General features: G+C 64.5%; 20 protein-coding genes. 15 read left to right on the forward strand and 5 right to left on the reverse strand.

Annotation, left to right across the window (positions count from 1 at the left end; all coding sequences use genetic code 11):
* Positions 1–32: 32 nt before the first annotated feature.
* Genes RHPLAN_RS11395 through RHPLAN_RS11410 form a run of 4 tightly spaced genes read right to left on the reverse strand, consistent with a single transcriptional unit; the run spans position 33 to position 3,148 of the window.
* A complete protein-coding gene (locus RHPLAN_RS11395) occupies positions 33–1,037 on the reverse strand; it encodes an MBL fold metallo-hydrolase (RefSeq protein WP_068017510.1) in 1,005 nt (334 codons plus the stop codon).
* Positions 1,038–1,055: 18 nt separating this feature from the next.
* Positions 1,056–1,409, reverse strand: coding sequence for a nuclear transport factor 2 family protein (locus RHPLAN_RS11400; RefSeq protein ID WP_068017513.1), 354 nt, complete (start codon positions 1,407–1,409; stop codon positions 1,056–1,058).
* On the reverse strand, positions 1,406–1,897 hold the full coding sequence (locus RHPLAN_RS11405; protein ID WP_068017517.1) for an SRPBCC family protein: 492 nt from the start codon (positions 1,895–1,897) through the stop codon (positions 1,406–1,408). Before RHPLAN_RS11405 ends, RHPLAN_RS11400 begins: the two co-directional genes overlap by 4 nt.
* 27 nt (positions 1,898–1,924) lie before the next feature.
* The gene (locus tag RHPLAN_RS11410) at positions 1,925–3,148 is read right to left on the reverse strand and encodes an acyl-CoA dehydrogenase family protein (protein ID WP_068017522.1); all 1,224 of its coding nucleotides are present in this window, start codon (positions 3,146–3,148) and stop codon (positions 1,925–1,927) included.
* Between the two features lie 154 nt (positions 3,149–3,302).
* On the opposite strand from RHPLAN_RS11410, the gene RHPLAN_RS11415 reads away from it, so the two are divergent.
* The 15 genes from RHPLAN_RS11415 to RHPLAN_RS11485 all read left to right on the forward strand — a co-directional run bounded on the left by RHPLAN_RS11415 (position 3,303) and on the right by RHPLAN_RS11485 (position 19,023).
* Positions 3,303–3,974 carry a TetR/AcrR family transcriptional regulator gene (locus RHPLAN_RS11415; RefSeq protein WP_068017525.1) on the forward strand — a complete coding sequence of 224 codons (672 nt, stop codon included), beginning with the start codon at positions 3,303–3,305 and terminating at the stop codon, positions 3,972–3,974.
* A 291-nt stretch (positions 3,975–4,265) separates the two neighbouring features.
* Positions 4,266–5,390, forward strand: a complete 1,125-nt coding sequence (locus RHPLAN_RS11420; protein WP_084244721.1) for an LLM class flavin-dependent oxidoreductase — start codon at positions 4,266–4,268, stop codon at positions 5,388–5,390.
* A gap of 149 nt (positions 5,391–5,539) precedes the next feature.
* Entirely contained in the window at positions 5,540–6,397 is an 858-nt protein-coding gene (locus tag RHPLAN_RS11425; protein ID WP_198164848.1) for an ABC transporter permease, read from the forward strand.
* A 14-nt stretch (positions 6,398–6,411) separates the two neighbouring features.
* The gene (locus RHPLAN_RS11430) at positions 6,412–7,416 is read left to right on the forward strand and encodes an ABC transporter substrate-binding protein (protein ID WP_068017532.1); all 1,005 of its coding nucleotides are present in this window, start codon (positions 6,412–6,414) and stop codon (positions 7,414–7,416) included.
* A gap of 8 nt (positions 7,417–7,424) precedes the next feature.
* The gene (locus RHPLAN_RS11435) at positions 7,425–8,204 is read left to right on the forward strand and encodes an ABC transporter ATP-binding protein (protein WP_068031032.1); all 780 of its coding nucleotides are present in this window, start codon (positions 7,425–7,427) and stop codon (positions 8,202–8,204) included.
* 15 nt (positions 8,205–8,219) lie between these two features.
* Complete coding sequence (locus RHPLAN_RS11440) at positions 8,220–9,560, forward strand: NtaA/DmoA family FMN-dependent monooxygenase (RefSeq protein WP_157100226.1); 1,341 nt, start codon at positions 8,220–8,222, stop codon at positions 9,558–9,560.
* Between the two features lie 172 nt (positions 9,561–9,732).
* On the forward strand, positions 9,733–10,572 hold the full coding sequence (locus RHPLAN_RS11445; RefSeq protein ID WP_068017535.1) for an IclR family transcriptional regulator: 840 nt from the start codon (positions 9,733–9,735) through the stop codon (positions 10,570–10,572).
* Between the two features lie 26 nt (positions 10,573–10,598).
* Positions 10,599–12,662: a hydantoinase/oxoprolinase family protein gene (locus RHPLAN_RS11450; protein ID WP_068017538.1), complete on the forward strand. Its 2,064-nt coding sequence runs from the start codon at positions 10,599–10,601 to the stop codon at positions 12,660–12,662.
* 4 nt (positions 12,663–12,666) lie between these two features.
* The gene (locus RHPLAN_RS11455) at positions 12,667–14,211 is read left to right on the forward strand and encodes a hydantoinase B/oxoprolinase family protein (RefSeq protein WP_068017541.1); all 1,545 of its coding nucleotides are present in this window, start codon (positions 12,667–12,669) and stop codon (positions 14,209–14,211) included.
* Between the two features lie 35 nt (positions 14,212–14,246).
* On the forward strand, positions 14,247–15,383 hold the full coding sequence (locus tag RHPLAN_RS11460; protein ID WP_068017543.1) for an ABC transporter substrate-binding protein: 1,137 nt from the start codon (positions 14,247–14,249) through the stop codon (positions 15,381–15,383).
* The gene (locus RHPLAN_RS11465) at positions 15,380–16,087 is read left to right on the forward strand and encodes an ABC transporter ATP-binding protein (RefSeq protein WP_068017545.1); all 708 of its coding nucleotides are present in this window, start codon (positions 15,380–15,382) and stop codon (positions 16,085–16,087) included. Before RHPLAN_RS11460 ends, RHPLAN_RS11465 begins: the two co-directional genes overlap by 4 nt.
* The gene (locus tag RHPLAN_RS11470; protein WP_084244725.1) at positions 16,056–17,027 is read left to right on the forward strand and encodes a branched-chain amino acid ABC transporter permease; all 972 of its coding nucleotides are present in this window, start codon (positions 16,056–16,058) and stop codon (positions 17,025–17,027) included. Before RHPLAN_RS11465 ends, RHPLAN_RS11470 begins: the two co-directional genes overlap by 32 nt.
* Entirely contained in the window at positions 17,024–17,800 is a 777-nt protein-coding gene (locus RHPLAN_RS11475; RefSeq protein WP_068017551.1) for an ABC transporter ATP-binding protein, read from the forward strand. Before RHPLAN_RS11470 ends, RHPLAN_RS11475 begins: the two co-directional genes overlap by 4 nt.
* Positions 17,793–18,671 (forward strand): branched-chain amino acid ABC transporter permease, encoded by an 879-nt coding sequence (locus RHPLAN_RS11480; RefSeq protein WP_198164850.1) that lies wholly within the window; start codon positions 17,793–17,795, stop codon positions 18,669–18,671. The genes RHPLAN_RS11475 and RHPLAN_RS11480 overlap by 8 nt, the downstream gene beginning before the upstream one ends.
* Positions 18,672–18,681: 10 nt before the next feature.
* Positions 18,682–19,023 carry a cupin domain-containing protein gene (locus tag RHPLAN_RS11485; RefSeq protein ID WP_068017557.1) on the forward strand — a complete coding sequence of 114 codons (342 nt, stop codon included), beginning with the start codon at positions 18,682–18,684 and terminating at the stop codon, positions 19,021–19,023.
* 32 nt (positions 19,024–19,055) lie between these two features.
* Here RHPLAN_RS11485 and RHPLAN_RS11490 read toward each other — a convergent pair whose 3' ends face one another.
* Positions 19,056–20,360, reverse strand: a complete 1,305-nt coding sequence (locus RHPLAN_RS11490) for a nicotinate phosphoribosyltransferase (RefSeq protein ID WP_068017560.1) — start codon at positions 20,358–20,360, stop codon at positions 19,056–19,058.
* Between the last annotated feature and the right edge of the window lie 129 nt (positions 20,361–20,489).

Raw genomic sequence — 20,489 nt, forward strand, 5'->3', positions numbered from 1 at the left:
ATCGGCGTCCTCCATCAGGCGCCGTGTTTTCCTCAGTGCTCCAACGGCGGCCTGACCGTGACCTTATCACCGATCTCGAAAGCCATCAGGTCGACGCCGGATTCGAGAGGGCCCTGATAGGTCTTTCGCGCCTCGGCGATCATGTCCTGCACCGTCGGCGCCGGAAATGGCACCCCGAAGGCTGGCGCGCCCATCAGCACGATGTGGGTGAAAGCCGCAAGCTTCGGCTTGGTTTTCGCGAACACCTCGCCGCATTGCTCCGGCGACGTGTGAATGTTGAAAATCGCCTGCAGCTTCGGGTTTTTCTGCAGCACGGCCGGATTTACGGCGGCGACCTCGTGCAGCAGCAGATCGACGCCCGCGCCATATTTGATCACGTTGTCGTGCATGCGGGTGTCGCCCGACAGCAGCACCGAATGGCCGTTGTAGTCGATCCGGTATCCGACCGCGGGTTTCGCCGGTCCATGGTCGACGGTGAACGCGGTCACCTTGACGCCGTTGCGATCGAAGACGACTCCGTCCTGCTCGAAGTCGCGGCCGACGAGATCGATCTGCGGCTGGTCCGGCCGCGCCGCAACGTCCGGCGCGAATGCTTTCACGATATTGGCGGCAAGGTCTTTGGTGCCGACGGGGCCGACCAATTCCATCGGCTTGACGCGTCCGCCCCAGGTGAGCGTCAGGCGGCTGGTCAGCCAGAGGTCGGGCAGGTCGACGATGTGGTCGGAGTGGAAGTGGGTGAGAAAGACCGACGTGATGTCGCTGCCTTTCACACCGGCCTGCGACAGCCGCTGCACCACACCACGGCCGGCGTCGAACAGCAGGGTTTCCACGCCGGCTTGCACGAGCGTCGCGGCGTTCATGCGGTCCTGCGGCGACACCGGAGCAAGGCGCCCGGGCTCGGGGATCGGCGAGCCGGTGCCGAGCAAGGTGACGACGATGTCCGGCGGTTTCTTGTCTTGTGCGACGGCGGCTCCGTTCCAAAAAGCCAGCGCCAGGAACCCAGCCGCAATTGCATTCCGCCGATGCGACGATGCCATCTTCAAACTCCGGCTTGCTCAGGCGTAAACCGGAGCGACGTCGAAATAGATGCGCAGCGACGACACGAGGTCGCCGCTCCGTTCCAACACCGTGACGGTCGGAATGGTCACCGATCGCCCGTCCTTGCGCAGATATTCGACATCGGCCTCGAGAAACGTCAGGCCGTTGCTCTCGGCGACATTCCGGATGTGGTGCTTCATGCCGGCAATGCTGGAGAAGAACGAGCCGATGGCCTGCCTGGCCGCATCGCGGCCGTTCATCACCGGCGCGTTGCCGACCGCGAGCTTCACGTCGGGCGCGAGGCCCGCCGCGAATTCGTCGAGGCGCATGGCGTCGATGCTCGCGTAGAGGTCTGAGAACCAGTATGTCACGGCACCGTCTCCCGCTGCTTGGCATATTGCGGGTCGGCGACCATCTTGCGGATGGCGCCGAGCGTGGCCTCGACCGCCTTCACGTAATCCCGCTCCATGATCTCGCGGAACTCGCGCTCCTGCGTGCTGTCGGACGGCGCGTCGACGAGCTGCAACGCGAAGCTGAAGCGCAGCCGGAGGTCGTCGTCGCTGCCCAGAACCTCGTTGACGATGAAGCCGTCCACGTTGCCGGACTCGCGCACGAACACCACCTTGTTTTCCGGGTGGAACGTGATGCGCTCGCGCGCATCCTCGCCGCGGAACACGATGTCGCGGACGAGCCCGTTCGGCGTCCGCGACACGACGTTGCACTTCGCCATGCCCGGGACGAACGGCAGAGCGTTCTCGGCCTTCATCACCAGGCCCTTCCAGATGTCGCTGCGGCGGAGCTTCGGCTGGCCAGCCGGGACGCCTTCGTTGGCCGAGACTTCCTTGGCAACGTAGATCATTGCACTTCTCCGATTTCCGGTGACTGTTCAGAAGATGCCTTGCGGCTGCAGGCCGAGCTGCTGTGTGCCGTAGAGCGCCGAGAGCGTGTCCCAGTCGATGCTGGCGTGCAGCGCCGCCGCATTGGCGTCGCGCCAGAATCGCTGCACGCGGTTCTTCTCGTCGGCCGCAGCGGCGCCCGACTTGAAGAAGATGTCGTTGACGACCTCGGCCGAGGTGCGGGCGGCGAAGCCGTGGTTGCGGCGGATGCGCACGCGCTGCTCGATGCTGAGCGTGCCGCCGGCCCGCACGAGGTCTTGTCCTTCGCGCAGGCTCGTGAGCATCAGGGTCTGCGCGGCGTCGATGCGCGCTGCGGCCTGGCCGACCAGGCTCTGGATCAGCGGCGACTCGGCGACCTTCTCGAACACGCCGGGCCGCGCCATGCGCTTGGCGTCGCGCGCGGTTTCGGTGAAGGCATCGAGCGCGCCTTGCGCCATGCCGACGATCGGCGAAACCAATGCGGTCGGGCCAAACGTCGGATAGCCGAAGCGGGCCTGGTGATTGCCGGGCACGTCCAGCCCCGGCACCTTGCCGGAGAAGATCGCGCCGATCGGCAGCACGCGGTGCCTAGGCACGAAAACCGGATCGGAGATCGATACGGTCTTGGAGCCGGTGCCTTCGAGGCCGCTGACATTCCAGCTTTCGTGATCGATGACGACGTCGCGGACCGGCACGAGGCACCAGGCCAGCGTCGGCGGCGTGCCCTTGCCGGGCAGAAGCGCCGCGAGGATCAGCCACTTGGCGCTGTCGACGCCGCTGGCCCAGGGCCAGCTGCCGGAAATTCTGTAGCCGCCGTCGACTTCCTCGACCTTCGGGCTCGGCGCGTAGGATACTGCGAGCAGATTGTCCGGATCGTCCCAGACCTCCTGTTGCGCTTCGAGCGGGAAGAACGCCGTCATCCAGCCGAAGCAGACCGCAAGCGTGCTGCACCAGCCGGTGCTGCCGCAGGCGCGGCCGAGTTCGAAGCCGATTTCCGCAAGCTCCGCGGGACCGTATTCGTAGCCGCCGAAGCGTTTGGGCTGCATGGCGCGGAATACATCCGCGTCGCGCAGCGCCGCCATGGTTTCGGCAGGGACACGCTTGGCCTTTTCGGTCGCAAGCGCCCGAGATGCGATTTCCGGGCGAAGCTTGCGAACGCGGTCGAGGATTTCGGAAAACTCCGGGCGCGCCGCGGCGCCGCCATCCGCAAGAGGGCGAGTCGCTTGCATCTGCATGACGTTTCTCCCTGGTGTCTGGCTGTGATTTTTCTGGTTTCTATTATGTACTGTACGGTACGTTACAATAACCGAAGCCGTCGCGGCAAGCCCATGCTTGGGCCCAATCGCCGCAGGCAGGGGCAGGTCGCAAGCCGCCCAACAGGAAATTTTGATGGATTCAACCGAAGTGCTAGGCAACGCCGGTATGACGGCAAAGAGCACGCAAGCGCGCCGGCCCAGGCCCGCGTCCCCCGATTCCAAACGCGACGGCATCATCCGCTCGGCTGCCGAGCTGTTTCTGGAGAAGGGCTACGAGAACGTCTCGATCGACGACATCATCAAGGTGGTCGGCGGATCGAAGGCCACGATCTATTCCAACTTCGGCAACAAGCAGAAGCTGTTCGAGGCGGTCGTGCAGCAACTGTGCGCCGACGTCACGATCCAGATCGACACCCGGCCGGTCGGCACCCTCGACGAGCAACTGACGCGCATCGCGCATTCGTTCCTGTCGAAAGTTCTGTCACCGCAGATTCTGCGCTTTCATCGGCTGATGACCTCCATCGGCCGCACCTTTCCGGACGCCGGGCGGCTGTTCTACGACACCGGCCCCCGGACCGTTTACCGGATCCTGACCGAATGGATCGCGCTCCATCAGCAGAAGGGCAACATTCGCGCCGACCTGGATGCACCCCGGCTGGCGGTCCTGTTCCACGACATGCTGATCGGCGAGCAACTCCTGAGCTGGCTGACGTCCGCGTCCAGCGACAAGGACCGCGCCAAACGCGTCGAGCAGACGGTGCGGCTCGCGGTGACGGTATTTCTGCAAGGCTGCTCGCCTCGCTGATGCCCGCTTGCCGCGCCAGGCCGAGCTGTCAGCTTGGCTATTTTTGCGATGGGTCTGCGCGAAAATTGCGCATCAGGGATGCAGCGGACGAGGCTATAATCGCGAACATCGTGGCTCATGAGACCGGGCGTGAAGGCTGCGCGAAGCGAGACAACAGTCGGAACGGCAGCCATTCAAGGGGCCTGAGCAGAGCTGATATCACCTTACATTCCAGGTTCCAGCGGCATGCCGGCCGACGGCCGATAGCCCCGCCACGCGGCGCCGCGACACAGGATCAACACGAGGAAATCGATGCAATTCTCCGCAATGACGATGAACATGTTCTTCCCCACCAACGACGATCCGGGGGACGACAACCGCATCATCGACATGGCCGTGGCACAATCCGTCTGGTTCGCCGAGCTGGGCTACCATGTGTGGTTCACGGACCACCATTTCAGGGGCCCGTGGCACAGCAACCCGATGCAGTTCGCATCCTATGTGGCGCCGCTGATCCCGCGCGACCGTTACATGGGCTTCGGGGTGCTCTCGATCCCGTTCTATCATCCGGTGCGGCTGGTCGAGAGCATGAACCTGCTCGATCAGATGACCAAAGGCAAAGTCTTGTTCGGTGTCGGCAGCGGCTGGCAGGGCACCGAGCCGACGGGACTCGGCATCGATCCGGAGCTTCATGCCTCGGGCCGCCTCGGCGACGAGACGCTCGACGTGATGGAGCGGCTGTGGAGCTTCAAGAACGGCGACCCGGAGTACAGCTTCTCGGTGGGCTCCAACACCGGCGTGATCAAGCGGCGCATCATGCCGGCGCCGTATTCGAAGCCATATCCCACGATCATTCGCGTCGCGACCCGCGAGGCGGCTCTGGTCAAGGCAGCACACAAAGGCTGGCCGGTTTTTGTCGGCGTGCTGGGCGCTGACCTGCGCGAAACCATGCAGACCTACCGTCGGGCACTCGACGAGGCCAATCATCCGCAGGCGGTGAAGGACAACTGCCTGCGCTGGTGCTCGTACGACTGGATCGGCGTGACGGTGGCGGCCACGGATGAGGAAGCGCTGGCGCGCGAGAAGATCGCGAAGGCCGAAACGATGGCGATCCGCACGAGCTTCGCGGCACGGCACGGCAGGATCGACGGCCCGGTGGTGAAGACGCCGCAACCGACGCCCGGCCAGGCTGACACCTACGCCAAGGGCGGAGACATGCGGGCGACCATCGCCGGCAATCCCGACACCGTTGCCGCCAAGGTGAAGCAGTTGGCCGACATGGGCATCGGCCACCTGCATCTGCGCTTCCTGGGCGAATGGGCCGGTGAGACTCGCCACGTTTGCAAAGACTCGGCCGAGCTGTTCGCCAAAGAGGTCATGCCGCGCTTCGCCGAAGCGCCGGCTGCGCGCAAGCCTGCTTTGGCGGCCGCGCTTTAGGCGAAGAGTTTCGATCTCGCGGCGGCTCATCTTCATGCGACGATGAGCCGCCGTTCCTTTGGCCGGAAATTCGTCGTCCTCTTCCTGACCTTGGTTATTCGCGATAGCCTCCACGTGAGATCGCAATCTCTTCCGGTGGAGTTCTGTCGTTGGCGACCGAGCAGACCTATTCGTCGCAATCCAGCCGCCGCGCGGTGAACGACGCGCGGGCGGCACCAGCGTCAAATATTTTCACGTCTCGCTTCTTCGCGCCGGCCCTCGCGATCGTCGTCGCCGTTGTGCTGTGGTGGGCGGTCGTCGCGGTCTTCAAAATTCCGGACTATCTGCTGCCCGCACCTCAGGTGGTCGTGGCACGCATGATCAAAGAGTGGCGGGCGCTGCTGAGCCACGGCGCCTACACGCTGCTGTCGGTGCTGACAGGCTTCGTCACCGCGGTCGCGATTGGCGTGCCGATCGCTTTCGCAATCGTCTTGAGCCGCGGCGTCGAGCGGATCACGATGCCGTTTCTGGTGATGTCGCAGACCATCCCCAAGGTGGCGATTGCACCGATCCTCGTGGTCTGGCTGGGCTTCGGCATCCTGCCCAAGATCGCGATCGTCTTTCTGATCTCGTTCTTTCCGATCGTGGTGTCGACCGTCGTGGGTCTCAAGAGCGTCGAGACCGACATGATCGACCTGGTCCGATCCATGGGCGCGCGCACGCTCAAGATCATGGTCCGTGTTCGCGGCCCCTCGGCTCTGCCGCAGATGTTCGCTGGCTTCAAGATCGCGGTGTGCCTTGCAGTCGTCGGCGCCATCGTCGGTGAATTCGTCGGCTCGGACCGCGGTCTCGGCTTCCTGCTGCTGACCTCGACCGGCACGCTGGATGGCCCCTTGGTCTGGGCGGCGTTGATTGTTCTTATTGCAATGGGCGTTGCGCTGTTCGCGTTCGTGTCCAAAATCGAGCGCCTGACGATCCCCTGGCACGTGTCCATGCGCGCAGACGATGCGCCCGCCTATCAGTCGTGAACGGGAGACATGAGATGAACGTGCTTCGCTTCTGCCGGGCTGTCGCCGCCGCACTGGTCATTGCGATGGCCGTGGCTCCCGCCAAAGCCGCCGATGCCGTGAGCTTCCGGCTGGACTGGACGCTGTCGGGCTATCACCTGCCGTTCTACTGGGCGAAGGAGAAAGGCTACTACGCCGCCGAGAATCTCGATGTCGACATCAAGGAAGGTGCGGGCTCCGGCAAGACCGTGGCGTTGATGGCAGGCCAGCAGGACGACATCGGCCTCGCCGACTTTATGTTCATGTCGGTGGGCGTCGCCAAGGGCATGAAGCTCAAAGGCATCTTTGGTGAGGTGCAGGACGGCGCCTGGGCCATCATCTCTCGCGCTGACGCGCCCATCAAGAAGCCCGAGGACCTGATCGGCCGATCGGTCGCCACCACCGCCGATCACAAGGCCATGCTCGATCTGCTGCTGGCGATCAACAAGATTCCAGCCGACAAGGTGAAGATCCAGGTCACGAGCGCGGCCACGCGCAACACCGTGTTCGTCAACGGTCAGGTCGACAGCTTCATCAGCGTCGTGATCGGCTCGCCACTCGACCTTGTGGTCCGCGCGCAGCAAGGCAAGGACAAGCCGGTGTATTTCATGCCGTTCGCCGATTATGGGATCACGCCGATGGGACAGGGCCTCCTGGCGCATGAGCGGGTGATTGCTGAAAAGCCCGACATGCTGCGCCGCTTTGTGCGCGCCAGCGCCAAGGCGCTGGGCGAAATCACCAAGCCCGACAAGACCGAGGAGGCCGTCGACGTCGCGATGAAGCTGTCCGGCGCGCGTGACGAGCGCCGCGAATCGGTCAAGCTGCAGTGGATCGAAACCACACGGCGGCTCGCCACGAAAAACACCGAGGGCCGTCCGTTGGGCTGGATGAGCGATAAGGACTGGGCGGTCTCGGTCGATATTCTGGTCAAGACCGGACAGCTCGAGAAGCCGATCCCGACCGACAGCCTCTACACCAACGCGTTCGTACCGGCGAATTGAAGGCGATGATGGCTGTGCGTGACGAAGTCATCGGCCTTGAAGACGTCAGCCTGTTCTATCGATCGAAGAACGCCGAGGTTCATGCGCTCGACGGCGTTTCGCTGCGTGCCGGCGAGCGCGAGTTCGTCGCCTTGCTCGGCCCGAGCGGCTGCGGCAAGAGCACGCTGCTCAAGCTGATCTCCGGATTGATGCCGCAATCGAGCGGCGCGATCCGGGTGAAGGGCGAGCCGATCAAGGGCCCCACGCCGTCGATCGGGATCGTCTTTCAGAGTCCGCTGCTGATGGCGTGGCGGACGGTTCTGCAGAACGTGCTGCTGCAGATCGAGATCCGCGACCTGGATGTCGCCAAATACCGTGAAGCGGCACGCGATCTTATCCGCCTCGTGGGGCTCGAAGGTTTCGAGAACGCGCTGCCGCATCAGCTCTCCGGTGGCATGCAGCAGCGGGTCGGGCTGTGCCGGGCCCTGATCCACGACCCGGATGTCCTGATCATGGATGAGCCGTTCGGCGCGCTCGATGCCATGACCCGCGAGCTGATGAACGCAGAATTGCAGCGCATCTGGATCGAGCGGCGGAAGACCGTGCTTTTCATCACCCATAGCATTTCCGAAGCCGTATTCCTGGCCGATCGCGTGCTGGTGATGTCGCCGCGGCCGGGCCGCATCGTCGGCGAGATCGCGGTCGATCTGCCGAGACCGCGCACCGTCGCGACCACGGAGCTGCCGGATTTCGTTGAGCTCACCCGCAAAGTGCGGCGCCATCTCAACACCGGATCAACGATCGAATAGCGGAGCGCAATCGCGATGAAGCCGCAGATGCATTTGGCGATCGACGTGTCATGGACCCAGGTCGAGACGACATGGCGGGAGCCGGGCGCGCGGGTCGGCCGCCACTATCCTGACGTGGGATTGTTCGAGGACATTGCGCGCGTCGCCGAGCGTGGTCTGATCGATTTGATCTTCTTCGGCGATTCAACGGGAATTCCAAACACCTGGAAAAATTCGATCGACGACGCCGTGAGCTACGGCGTGGCCTGGCCGCGCCTCGACATGAGTCCGTGGATCACCGCGATGTCGCGGGTCACCAAGCACATCGGTTTCGGCCTGACCTACGCGACCACCTTCATGCATCCGTTCTATGTGGCGCGCCTGCTCAACTCGCTGGATCACATTACAGACGGCCGGATTGCGTTCAACGTCATCACGTCGCAGCGCAAGGCCGATGCGCAGAACTATGGCTTCGACGAATTGATGGAGCACAGCCAGCGCTACGATCGCATGGACGAGTTCATGGACGTGTGCCAGGCGCTGTGGCGGAGCGTCGATCCCGATGCGTTCGAGTGGAACCGGCAGACCGGCCGCGTTGCCAACCCGGACAAGGTGCGTCCGATCAATCACGTCGGCAAGTTCTTCAAAGTCAAAGGGCCGCTCAGCGTGCCGCCGTCGCCGCAGGTCGTGCCGGTGCTGATCCAGGCCGGCGGCTCGGCGCGCGGCACCAAAACGGCGGCTCGCTTTGTCGACCATATTTTCGGGGCCCGAAAGCCGATCCCGGCGATGGCCAAGCAGCGCGCCGAGGTCGACGCGGCGCTCAGCGCCGAAGGCCGCGATCCGTCGAAAGTGGGCATCATCTGGTCGACGCAGGTCATGGTCGGCGAGACCGAAGCCGAGGCCAAGCGGATGCGCGAGCGCCTGATCGCGGGTGTGCCGCGCGAGGCGGTCGGCGTCTGGCTGTCGCACAACACGGGTTTCGACATGTCGACGCTTCCACCGCGTTTCACGCTGCGCGAGTTGAACGAGCGCATCGTCGCCGCGAATGCATCGCCGGTCGGCTTTGTTCAGCAGCTCTCGGCGACGTTGGGCGACGACGGCGAGATCACGCTCGACGACTTCATGCAGCACGGGCTGCGCACGGCGACCAGCTACGCGACGACGGTTCCTGGGACCGCAGCGCAGATCGCCGACTATCTCGAAGAGCGCTTCGAAGGCTCGGGCAGCCGGGGCGGCTTCATGCTGCGCCACTCGCAGGCCGAGCAGATCGACATGCTGCACAACATCGTCGACCTTCTGGTGCCGGAGCTGCAGCGCCGCGGCCGCTTCCGCACCGCTTATACGGGACGGACGCTCCGCGAAAACCTCGCGACCTGAAGCACTCCCGCATCTTCTGACTCGGACAATTTGCTGCGCTTGCGAAGAGCGCGCTCATGTCGCGTTTGCTCGCGCGACATGACGCGAGACTCGGCGCCGGATTTGGTGTACAAAAGCTGCCATCGCTGTTTCATTATTCGAAACGCAGTTTTGTATGTTGGAACGACGTCAGATGCCGAAACGGCGTGCGGCCGAAAGCCGGGGGCAGCCCGCGCGGGCGAAATCGCCCCGCGCGCCGGCGCGGCGCGCTGCGGCGCCGAAAGACACCGGCACGCTCGATCTGGCGCTGCGTATCCTGGATCATCTGGCGGCGCAGGCTGCGCCCACGCCCCTGACGTCGATTGCGCAAGCCTTCTCGGCGTCGAAATCGACGGTCTATCGGCATCTCAGCGCGCTCGCCCGTCACGGTTTTGTGCGACGCGACGTCAGCACCGGCCGCTACGCGATCGGCATCAAGCTGATGGTCCTGGGCGAGACCTCGCGCGGCAACTTCGAGATCGTCGCCGTCGCCCGCGACGCGCTGCTCAAGCTGCGGGACACCACGGGGCATGCGGTTTCGCTTTGCGCGCTGCTGGATGACGATCTGGTGGTGCTCGATCTCATGCACGGCCGCTCGGTGGTGGAGTTCTCGACGCGCCCCGGCACCCGCTTGGCGTTGCACGCGAGCGCGCATGGCAAGGTCTGGCTGGCTTTTGGCCCGGAAGGCCTGCTTGAGCGGGTGCTGAGCAAGCCGCGCCGAGCCTGGACGCCGCACACATTGACCGATGCCAAGGCGCTTTCAAGCGAGGTGCAGGCGGTCAGGAAGCGCGGCTGGTCCACTGCGCCACACGAGGCCGTCACGGGCGTCAACACGCTGGCCGCGCCGGTGTTCGATCATCGCGGCGTGCTGGTCGGATCGATCGCCATGGTCGGGTCGACCCAGGTGATCGCGGCGAAGCCCACGCCGGCGCAGGTCAGTGCGGTCATCGAGACGGCGCGCAGCGTGTCGCGCGATCTGGGATGGCAAGGATAGTTGATGAGCGTGAGAGAGGGTAACAAGTGACGTATTCGCTTGCAGTCGACATCGGCGGCACGTTCACGGATATCGTGCTCCGTCACTCGTCGGGCGTGCTGACGGTCGACAAGGTTCTGACCACGCATCATGACCTGCTCGAGGGGTTCTTCGCGGGCGTGTCGAATGTGATGAAGGCCGCCAAGATCGGTCCGCGCGATGTCGATGGCGTCGTGGTGCACGCCACCACGGTCGTCACCAACGTGCTGATCGAGCGGAAGGGCAAGCCTACGGCGCTCCTGGTCACCGAGGGATTCCGCGACGTCCTGCATATCCGCAACGAGCACCGCTATGAGATGTACGATCCGCAGATCGAATTTGCGGATCCATTGGTGCCTGCCGAGTTCACTCTCGGCGTCAACGAACGTGTCCGGGCGGACGGCACGGTGCTGCGCAAGCCGGACCTGACGCAGGTCAAGGCGCTGGCCGAAACCCTCAAGTCCAAGGGCGCCCAATCGGTCGCGATCTGCTTTCTCAACAGCTACGCCAATCCCGACAACGAGCGCGCGGTCGGCAAGGAGCTTGCCGCGCTGTTGCCGGATGTGTTCGTCACGCTGTCGTCGGAGGTGGCGCCGCAAATCCGCGAATATCCGCGCGCCTCGACCGCCGCGGTCAACGCCTATGCCATGCCGATCTCGCTGCCCTATCTGCGAGGCTTGAGCGAGCGCCTCGAGCATGACGGTTTCCCGAACTCGCCGTTGATCATGCTGTCATCGGGCGGCGTGGTTGGCGCCGAGACCGCGGGCCGCTATCCGGCGCGCATGATCGAAAGCGGGCCTGCCGCCGGTGCCCTCGCGGGCTGCCATTACGCCGAGGTGCTGGGCATTGAGCGGCTGATGTCGTTCGACATGGGCGGCACCACGGCCAAGGCCTGCCTGATCGAGGACAGCGAGCCGCTGATCACCGGGCTGTTCGAGGTGGACCGCCGCTGGCGGTTCAAGGAGGGCAGCGGTCTGCCGGTCACCATCCCGTCGATCGACATGATCGAGATCGGCGCGGGCGGCGGCAGCATCGCCCGGGTTGATAGCCTTGGCCTGCTCAAGGTCGGCCCCGAAAGCGCAGGCTCGGCGCCAGGGCCTGCCTGCTATGGCCGGGGCGGCACGTCACCGACCGTGACTGACGCCGATCTCGTGCTCGGCCTCCTCGATGCCGACAATTTCCTGGGCGGCGACATGAAGCTCGACCGCAAAGCCGCCGAAGCTGCCGTCGGCAAGCTGGGCGACGATCTTGGGCTTACTCGCGCGCAGGCGGCGCGGGGCATTTTCCGCGTCGTGACCGAGTCGATGGCGGCCGCGGTGCGCACGCACGCCACCGACCGCGGCGTCGATTGGCGTGGCATGCCGCTGTTCGCGTTCGGCGGCGCCGGCCCGGTGCACGCCTGCGAGGTGGCGGCGCTGTTGCAGAGCTCCGAGGTGATCGTGCCGCCGCAGCCGAGTGTGCTGTCGGCCTTTGGCACGCTCGTTACGTCGGTGCGGTTCGATCTGGTGCGCAGCGATCTGGTGCGCGTCAACGAGTTGGATTGGACGCGGGTCGACCGCATCCTGGGAGAGCTCGCCCGCGAGGCGACGGCCGCGTTGAAGGAGGCCGGCTGCGCCGAGGAGACCGTGACGCTGATCTTCGCCGCCGATCTGCGTTATCTCGGCCAGCAGAGCGAACTCACCGTTGCACTCGACGTCGATCCGCGCACCCACCATGACGCGAGCCGCATCGTGGATGTGTTCATCCCGGCCTACAAGAAGCTCTACGGCGTCAATCCGTCCCACGTTCCCATCGAGCTTGTCACTTGGCGGGTGACCGCGCGCGGGCCCATCATCCCGTTCAATCGGGCGATGAGCCTGCCGGGCGAGCCCGGCCGACCGAAGGGCAAACGCCAAGTGGATGCCTGGAGCGACGGACTTCAAGTGCCGGTCTACGATCGCAATTCGCTCGCCGCTGGCCAGAGCGTCAAGGGGCCGGCGATCATCGAGGAGCGCGAGACCACGACGGTCATTCCGCCGGACTGGACGGCGACGGTCGACAAGATCGGCTGTATCTTTGCGCGGAAGGGATAGAGCGATGGACGGCGTCGAGCTTGAAATCCTGTGGTCCAATCTCATCGGCATCGTGACCGAACGCGCCAAGGCGTTGCAGCGCATCGCCTTCAGCCCGGTGGTCCGCGAGGCCGGCGATTTGGCGTGTGCCTTGTTCGACCGGCGCGGCCGCATGGTGGCGCAGGCCAACACCGGCACGCCGGGCCATATCAATTCGCTGGCGATCGCCGGCTCGCACCTCGTGCGCATCTTCGCCAACAATCTCAAGCCGGGCGACGTGGTCGTGACCAACGATCCGTGGATGTCAGCCGGGCATTTCTTCGACATCACAGTGCTGACGCCGATTTTCGATGGCGACCGCGTGCTGGCCTATATCGGCTCGACCATCCATCACACCGACATCGGCGGCTATGGCATTGGCGCGGGCGCGCGCGACGTGCACGAGGAGGGGCTCTGGATTCCGCCGCTCAAGCTCTACAACGAAGGCGTGCCGTGCCCGGTGCTGCATGCCATGATCAAGTCGAACGTGCGCACGCCTGACGCCGTGTTCGGCGATCTCGCCGCACAAGTGTCGAGCGGGCAGGCGGCGAGCGAGCGGCTGATCGCGATGTGCCAGCGCTATGAGCTCGTCGACATCGAGGGCCTGTCGGACGAGATCATCTCGCGCTCGGAGGCGGCGACGCGCTCGGCGATTTCCAAGCTCAAGGCCGGTACTTACCATGGCGAAAGCGCGTTCGACGTGCCGGGCGGGCAGGTGATCACGCTGAAGTCGGCGGTCACGGTCGATCCCGACGCGGGCGAAATCCTGGTCGATTTCACCGGGTCGACGATGCAGACCACGAGCGGCATCAACGTCGTGCTCAACTACACCCATGCCTATTCGACATTTGCGATCCGCTCCTGTCTCAATCCGGATCTGCCGAACAACACCGGCAGCCTGGCGCCGATCAAGGTCCACGCGCCCGAAGGCTCGATCCTCAATTGCCAGTACCCGGTGCCGGTCAACGCCCGCCACGTGGTCGGCATGTATGTGCCCATGCCGATCCTCAAGGCGCTCTATCAAGTGATCCCGGACCGCGTTCTCGCCGAGGGCTCGGGCGCCGTCTGGACGATGCAGATCCAGGGCAAGCGCGAGGACGGGAGCCCCTTCACCTCGTCGATGTTCAACTACTCCGGCGGCATGGGCGCGCGCGCGACCAAGCCCGGGCCGAGCGCGACCTGCTATCCGACCGGCGTTGCTGCCGTGCCGGTGGAGATCGTCGAGGCCGTGACGCCCGTGCTGTTCGACCGCAAGGAGTTGCGGCCGGGCTCCGGCGGCGACGGCGCCATGCGCGGCGGCGACGGCCAGATCATCCAGTTCCGGCTGCAGACCAAGGACGAATGGCTGCTCAACGCCGTGGCGAGCCGCGTCGACGAAGGCCCCGAAGGGCTCGGCGGCGGCGAGGCGGGCGCGGCCGGCAAATTCCATATCAACGGCCAGCCGGTGAAAGAGCTGAGGAAGCTCACGCTGCAGCCGGAGGACATCGTGCTGTTCGAGACGCCCGGAGGTGGCGGCTACGGACATCGCTGAACTTCAACCAATATAAAAGGAGTGGGAGGGACGTCATGAACAGGGTGAAATTTGCGACGCTTGCCGCAATCGCTGCCGCGCTGTCGGCCAGCCCGGCCGGTGCTCAGCAGGTCTACAAGATCGGCATTTCGGCCGGCCTGACCGGTTATGCCGCCACGGTCGACCGCGGCTGGAGCGACGGCGTCGAGCTCGCGGCGGCGGCGCTCAACGCCAAGGGCGGCATCATGGGCCGCAAGGTCGAGGTCGTCGTCGAGGACAACAAGTCCGAGCCGCAGGAGGCGGTGACGGTCTATCGCAAGATGATCTCGTCGGACAAAGCCGACATCTTCCTGTCGGGTTGCGTCTCGGCGGGTAATTTCGCCGGCGCGCCGCTCACGGTGCGTGCGCAAATCCCGATGGTGCTGTGCTCGATCCTGCCGCAGAACGCCGATCACGTGAAATGGGCGTTCAGCACGCTTCCGCCAGCGGGGTTCGAGGTTTCAACGCGGCTGTCGTATCTCAAAGAAAAGACCCAGGTCAAAAAGATCGGCGTGCTGCACGATCCGTCGCCCTATGCGGTGCTGCAGAAGAACATCGCCGAAAAGACCGCGGCCGATTACGGCCTCGAGCTGGTCGGGATCGAACAGTACAAGCAGGATGACGCCGATCTCAGCGTCCAGATCAGCAAGATGAATGCGGCCGGCGCCCGCGCGATCCTCAAGATCGGCCTCGGCGGCACCACGCTGACCGCGGCCAAGAACATCAAGCAGCTCGGTCTCGACATGCTGATGCTGACCAGCGTCGAGGATCTGGCGGTGTTCCGCCCGGTCGCCGAAGTGCTCGGCGACAAGTTCTTCTTCGTCGCCTCGCCGTCGCAGGTCTACGACGCACTGCCGGACAGCGCGATGAAGTCGGAGATCGCCAAGTTCCTGGTGCCGTGGAAGGCGAAATACCAGGACCGCGATCCGAACTGGGCGGCGCGCGGCTGGGACGGTGTGCAGATCACCGCCAAGGCGGTCGAGCAGGGCAAGAGCTTCGAGGGCTCGAAAGTTCGCGACCAGATCGAGGCCATCACCGGATTCCAGGGCACCACCGGCGTCTACAACATGTCGCCGACCGTGCACCAGGGCATCACCGTCAACCCGTTCCTGCTCGCAAGCATCGTCGGCGGGCGCGTCATAGTCGTGAAGTGACGGCGGTCCTCGAAGTCCGGCAGCTCTCGGCGCGCTACGGGCGCGTCGAGGCGCTGCATGACATCAGCCTCTCGGTTGCAGCCGGCGAGTTCGTCGCCGTGCTGGGCCCGAACGGCGCGGGCAAGAGCACGCTGATGCGCGCCATCATGGGCCTCGTCGCCAATTCCGGCGAGGTCAGTTTTGGCGGCGCGTCCTTGCCGCGCCAGTCGCCCGACGCCTGCGTCGCGCGTGGCGTGGTGCTGGTGCCTGAGGGGCGCGGGATCTTTGCGCCGATGACGGTCCAGGAAAACCTCGAGCTCGGAGCCTATCTGCTCAACGACACCGCCGAGTTCGAGCGTCGCGAGAAACGCGTGTTCGATCTATTCCCGCGGCTGCGCGAGCGGCTTCATCAAATCTCGGGCTCGCTGTCCGGCGGCGAGCAGCAGATGCTGGCGGTCGGCCGCGCGTTGATGGCCGATCCGAAAATCCTGCTGCTGGACGAGCCTTCGCTCGGCCTTGCGCCCAAGGTCATCGACGAAATTCTCAGCACGCTCGCGCTCCTCAATAAGGAAGGTCTGCCGATCGTCCTGGTCGAGCAGAAGGCGCCGCTGGCGCTGCGTCGGTCGAGCCGCGCTTACCTGCTCTCGGTCGGTCGATTGATCGCCGAAATCGATCCGCGAACCATCACGTCCCATGACGAACTCGCCCGCTACTATCTCTCGTGACTGGATCCGGCGCGCGCTGGCGGCGCTGCCGTGGGCGGTGGCGGCCGCGATGCTGGGTTATGCCTTCGTCAGTGGCGGCTATTTCGTCACCATCATGTCGTTCGCGATGATCTACGCGGTGTTCGTCATCGGGCTCAATGTGTTCATGGGCTTCGCCGGCCAGGTGTCATTCGGACACAACGCATTCGCGGCGTTGTCGGGCTATACCTCGGCCATTCTCACCGCGACCTATTACTGGGAACCGATCGCGGCCTTTGCGGCGGGTCTCGGGCTGGCGCTCGTCGTGGCGCTGGTGATCGGCTGGCCGACCTTGCGGCTCAAGGGCCACTACCTCGCGATGGCGACGCTCGCGATCGGCTTGATCGTCTACGAGATCGCGATCCAGTGGCAGTCGGTGACTCAGGGCTACATGGGCATTTCCGGCGTCGCGCCGCTCGGCATCGCCGGCTACGAGATCGTGTCGGAGCGCGGCAAGCTGTTCGCGCTCATGGTGATCGTGGCGCTGGCGACGTTTGCCGCAGCGCGCCTTCGCGCCTCGCGCTTCGGGCGGGCGGTGGCTGCGATCGCCGGAAGCGAGGATGCGGCGCGAGCGCTTGGCATCGAGGTGGCCCGCTACAAACTCGCCGCGTTCATGATCTCGGCCGGCTATGCGGCGCTCGCCGGCTCGCTGTTCGTGCATGTGGTGGAGTTCGTCAGTCCCGAGGTGTTCGGGCTGCACATGGTCGTTCTCGCCTTCACGATGCTTTATGTCGGTGGCATCGGTACGATCGGCGGACCCATCCTCGGCGCAGTGATTGTCAGCCTGCTGCCGGAAATTTTCCGTGGCTTCAAGGAGTACCAGGATCTGTTCTACGGCGCCGGCCTGATCGCGCTGCTGATCTACGCTCCGAAAGGCCTCGCCGGCCTCGGCAGTTTGATGTCACGCGGAGATAAGGCATGACGCTTTTATCTCTGCAGGGCGTGACGCGTCGATTTGGCGGGCTGGTCGCCGTCGATGCCATCAATCTCGAGGTCGCCCAGGGTGGCGTCACCGCGGTGATCGGGCCAAACGGTGCCGGCAAGACCACGCTGTTCAATCTGATTTCCGGGTTCCGGGAGCCGAATGCCGGACGCATCGTGTTCGCGGGCGAGGACATCACAGCGCGTCCGCCGGAGAAGATCGCCGCATTGGGCCTTATCCGCACCTTCCAATTGGTGCAGCTCTTCCAGAATCTGTCGGTGCTCGAGAACATCCAGGTCGGATGCCATCTGCACACCACGGGCGGCGCTTTGTCGGCCCTGGCCCGAAGCCGCGGCACGCGGGCGGCCGAGCGCGAGGTCGAGGCGCGGGCGCGCGAACTGCTCGATTTTGTCGGATTGGAAGGTGCCGCCGATGCGGAATCCACCGCGCTCGCCTACGGCCAGCAACGGCTTCTCGAAATCGCGCGAGCACTGGCGGCGCGGCCGAAGCTTCTGTTGCTCGACGAGCCCGCGGCAGGACTTTCGACCGATGAGTCCAAGCGTCTGTCGGCGACCATCCGCGCGATCGCCCAGCGTGGCACCACGGTGCTGCTGATCGAGCATGACATGAAGCTTGTGATGAACACGGCCGACACTATCGCGGTGCTGGATTTCGGCCGCAAGATCGCCCAAGGCACGCCGGCCGAGGTCCGCGAGAACCCTGCTGTCGTCGCAGCCTATCTCGGTGTGGGTCATGGAGCCGATCATGCCTGACCTGTCGTATCTCCCCCAGATCGCGCTGTCCGGCATCGCCGTCGGCTGCATCTACGGCCTGATCGGCATCGGCTTCTGCGTCATCTACAACGCCAGCGGCATCGTGAACTTCGCCCAGGGCGCGTTCGTGATGATGGGCGGCATGATCGCCTATAGCGCGCTCAAGACGCTCGGCCTGCCGCTACCGATTGCAGCCGCGGCCGCCATCGTTGTGGTCGCGGCCGCGGGTGTCGTCGTTGAACGCATCGTGGTGCGGCCGCTGTGGGATCGCAAGGCGACCATGTTCGTGATGATCCTGGCGACGCTCGCGGCCCAGATCGTCGTTGAGCGCCTGGCGTTGATCGTGGCCGGCGATCAGCCCCGAACCTTGCCGCAGTTCACCGACCTGCCGCCGATCCGGTTCGGCTCGGTGGCCGTGAGCTACCAGTTCCTCTGGATCGTCGGCATTTCGTTCCTTCTGATCGTTCTGCTCGACCAGTTCTTCAAGCGGACCAAGACCGGCAAGGCGATGCGCGCCTGCGCGTTCAATCGCGAGGCTGCGTCGCTGCAAGGCATCAACGTCTCGCGCATGCTGGCGCTGTCATTCGCGCTGTCGGCCGGGCTCGGCGCCATCGCCGGTGTCCTCATCACGCCGACGCAATACACCGCGTTCAATGTCGGCGTGCCATTTGCAATCTCAGGCTTCATCGCCGCCATCGTCGGCGGCTTTGGCCATCCGCTCGGAGCGTTCATCGGCGGCATCATGCTGGGGCTCGCGCAATCGATCGCCATCGTGGCGTTCGGTGCGGGCTTGAAGAACGTGGCCGCGCTGTCGGTGCTGCTGATCTTCCTTTTCATCCGGCCGGGGGGCATCCTCGGCGAAACCAAGTAAGGAGACTGCCATGGACCTGCACAAGATTGATTGGGAGAACATCCCGTGGGAGCCGGTGCGCGAAGGCATCACGCGCAAGGCGTTCTCCGGCAACGGCGCGACGCTCGCTCTGCACAAGCTGATGCCGAAGCACGAGCCGAAGCCCCACAAGCACACGTACGAACAGATCGTCTACATTCTCGCCGGCCACATCCGCTTCCATGTCGGCGACAAGAGCGTGGTGCTCGGCCCCGGCGGTCTGCTGCAAATCCCGCCCGACGTGATGCATTGGGGCGAAGTGGTCGGCGACGAGCCGGTGCTGAACCTCGATATCTTCACGCCGGTGCGCGAGGAGTACGCCCCGGCGCCATAGGGCGCCGGCTCCGGCGCCCGGTAAAGCATGGTTCAGATCAGAACCGGCTGCTCGACGCGTCCCTCGGTGCCGAACACCGAGAGATAGCGTTTGATCTCGCTCGGTAGACCCATCGCCTTGTTGATGCTGTCGGAGAGCTTCACCGCCGGACGTCCGTTCGCCTCCTTGACCTTGCAGACCAGCGAGATTGCGCCGAGCTGATCGTTCGGATGCGGCGCGCAGCCCGCGAAATCGTTGGTCAGGTTGGTGCCCCAGCCGAAGCTCATCCGCGCCTTGCCGCGAAAATGCTGGTACGTGCGCTCGATGGTGTCGACATCGAGCGCATCGGAAAACACCAGGAGCTTGTCTTGCGGGTTCTGGCCCTTGGCGCGCCACCAGTCGATGATCATCTCGCCGCCTTCGATGGGCGGCGCTGAGTCCGGACGAAAGCCGGTCCAGTCGGCGATCCAATCGGGCGCATAGCGGAGAAATGAAGGCGTGCCGAACGTGTCCGGCAGCACGATCAGAAGATTGCCGCCGTAGAATTTCTTCCAATCCTGCAGCACGCGATAGGGCGCCTGTCGTAGCTCCTCGTCACTCGTGGCCAGGGCCGCCAACACCATCGGCAGTTCGTGTGCGTTGGTGCCGATCGCTTCCATGTCGGTATCCATGGCGAGCAACACGTTGCTGGTGCCGATCAGCGCATCACTTAAGCCTTCCTTCAGCGCCTCCACGCACCAGCGTTGCCAGAGAAAGCTGTGGCGCCGACGCGTGCCGAAGTCCGAAATCTTGAGATCGGGCAGTTTCGCCAGCCGCTCCACCTTCGACCACAGCTTGGCCTTGGCGCGCGCGTAGAGCACGTCGAGCGTAAAGCGACCCAGCCCCTTGAGCGCGGCCCGCGAGCGCAGCTCGTTGATGATCGCAAGCGCCGGGATCTCCCACATCGAGGTGTGGGTCCACAGCCCCGGGAATTCTAGCACGAACTCGCCGTCTTCCTTGTGCAGATCGTAATCGGGCAGCTCGAAGCGCTCGAGCCACGCCAGAAATTCGGGCGAGAAAATCTGCTTGCGCCCGTAGAACGAATTGCCGGCGAGCCAGATCATCTCCTTTTTGGTGAAGCGGATGGTGCGGGCGTGATCGAGCTGGTCGCGTAGTGCTTTCTGATCGATGGTATCGGCCAGCCTGATACGCCTGGTTCGATTGAGCAGCGAGAAGGTCGCACGCACATCCGGATGCCGCGCCCATATCATCTGCAGCATCAAAAGCTTGTAGAAATCCGTGTCGAGCAGGCTGCGGACGATAGGGTCGAGCTTCCACGCGTGGTTGTAAACACGTTGGGCGATGTCGAGCTGTGCCATCCATTAACCCCGGTCGATCAGCCTGATCATAGCAGCCTCCGTATTGCAGCGCAGCGAAAGCCGCCCGCTTGTGCGATTATCGACCCCACCGTGGTTGCCTGTCATTCGCAAACGCAGTCTTGGCAGTCG

Source organism: Rhodoplanes sp. Z2-YC6860, from assembly GCF_001579845.1.
Classification (GTDB): domain Bacteria; phylum Pseudomonadota; class Alphaproteobacteria; order Rhizobiales; family Xanthobacteraceae; genus Z2-YC6860.

Excerpts from the sequence above, each read along its gene's own strand:
- RHPLAN_RS11440 (WP_157100226.1), top strand. The coding sequence starts at position 8,220 with ATGAAGCCGCAGATGCATTTGGCGATCGACGTGTCATGGACCCAGGTC.
- RHPLAN_RS11395 (WP_068017510.1), bottom strand. The coding sequence starts at position 1,037 with ATGGCATCGTCGCATCGGCGGAATGCAATTGCGGCTGGGTTCCTGGCG.
- RHPLAN_RS11445 (WP_068017535.1), top strand. The coding sequence starts at position 9,733 with ATGCCGAAACGGCGTGCGGCCGAAAGCCGGGGGCAGCCCGCGCGGGCG.
- RHPLAN_RS11405 (WP_068017517.1), bottom strand. The coding sequence starts at position 1,897 with ATGATCTACGTTGCCAAGGAAGTCTCGGCCAACGAAGGCGTCCCGGCT.
- RHPLAN_RS11430 (WP_068017532.1), top strand. The coding sequence starts at position 6,412 with ATGAACGTGCTTCGCTTCTGCCGGGCTGTCGCCGCCGCACTGGTCATT.
- RHPLAN_RS11455 (WP_068017541.1), top strand. The coding sequence starts at position 12,667 with ATGGACGGCGTCGAGCTTGAAATCCTGTGGTCCAATCTCATCGGCATC.
- RHPLAN_RS11470 (WP_084244725.1), top strand. The coding sequence starts at position 16,056 with ATGACGAACTCGCCCGCTACTATCTCTCGTGACTGGATCCGGCGCGCG.
- RHPLAN_RS11485 (WP_068017557.1), top strand. The coding sequence starts at position 18,682 with ATGGACCTGCACAAGATTGATTGGGAGAACATCCCGTGGGAGCCGGTG.
- RHPLAN_RS11490 (WP_068017560.1), bottom strand. The coding sequence starts at position 20,360 with ATGGCACAGCTCGACATCGCCCAACGTGTTTACAACCACGCGTGGAAG.
- RHPLAN_RS11410 (WP_068017522.1), bottom strand. The coding sequence starts at position 3,148 with ATGCAGATGCAAGCGACTCGCCCTCTTGCGGATGGCGGCGCCGCGGCG.
- RHPLAN_RS11475 (WP_068017551.1), top strand. The coding sequence starts at position 17,024 with ATGACGCTTTTATCTCTGCAGGGCGTGACGCGTCGATTTGGCGGGCTG.
- RHPLAN_RS11460 (WP_068017543.1), top strand. The coding sequence starts at position 14,247 with ATGAACAGGGTGAAATTTGCGACGCTTGCCGCAATCGCTGCCGCGCTG.
- RHPLAN_RS11480 (WP_198164850.1), top strand. The coding sequence starts at position 17,793 with ATGCCTGACCTGTCGTATCTCCCCCAGATCGCGCTGTCCGGCATCGCC.
- RHPLAN_RS11420 (WP_084244721.1), top strand. The coding sequence starts at position 4,266 with ATGCAATTCTCCGCAATGACGATGAACATGTTCTTCCCCACCAACGAC.
- RHPLAN_RS11435 (WP_068031032.1), top strand. The coding sequence starts at position 7,425 with ATGGCTGTGCGTGACGAAGTCATCGGCCTTGAAGACGTCAGCCTGTTC.
- RHPLAN_RS11415 (WP_068017525.1), top strand. The coding sequence starts at position 3,303 with ATGGATTCAACCGAAGTGCTAGGCAACGCCGGTATGACGGCAAAGAGC.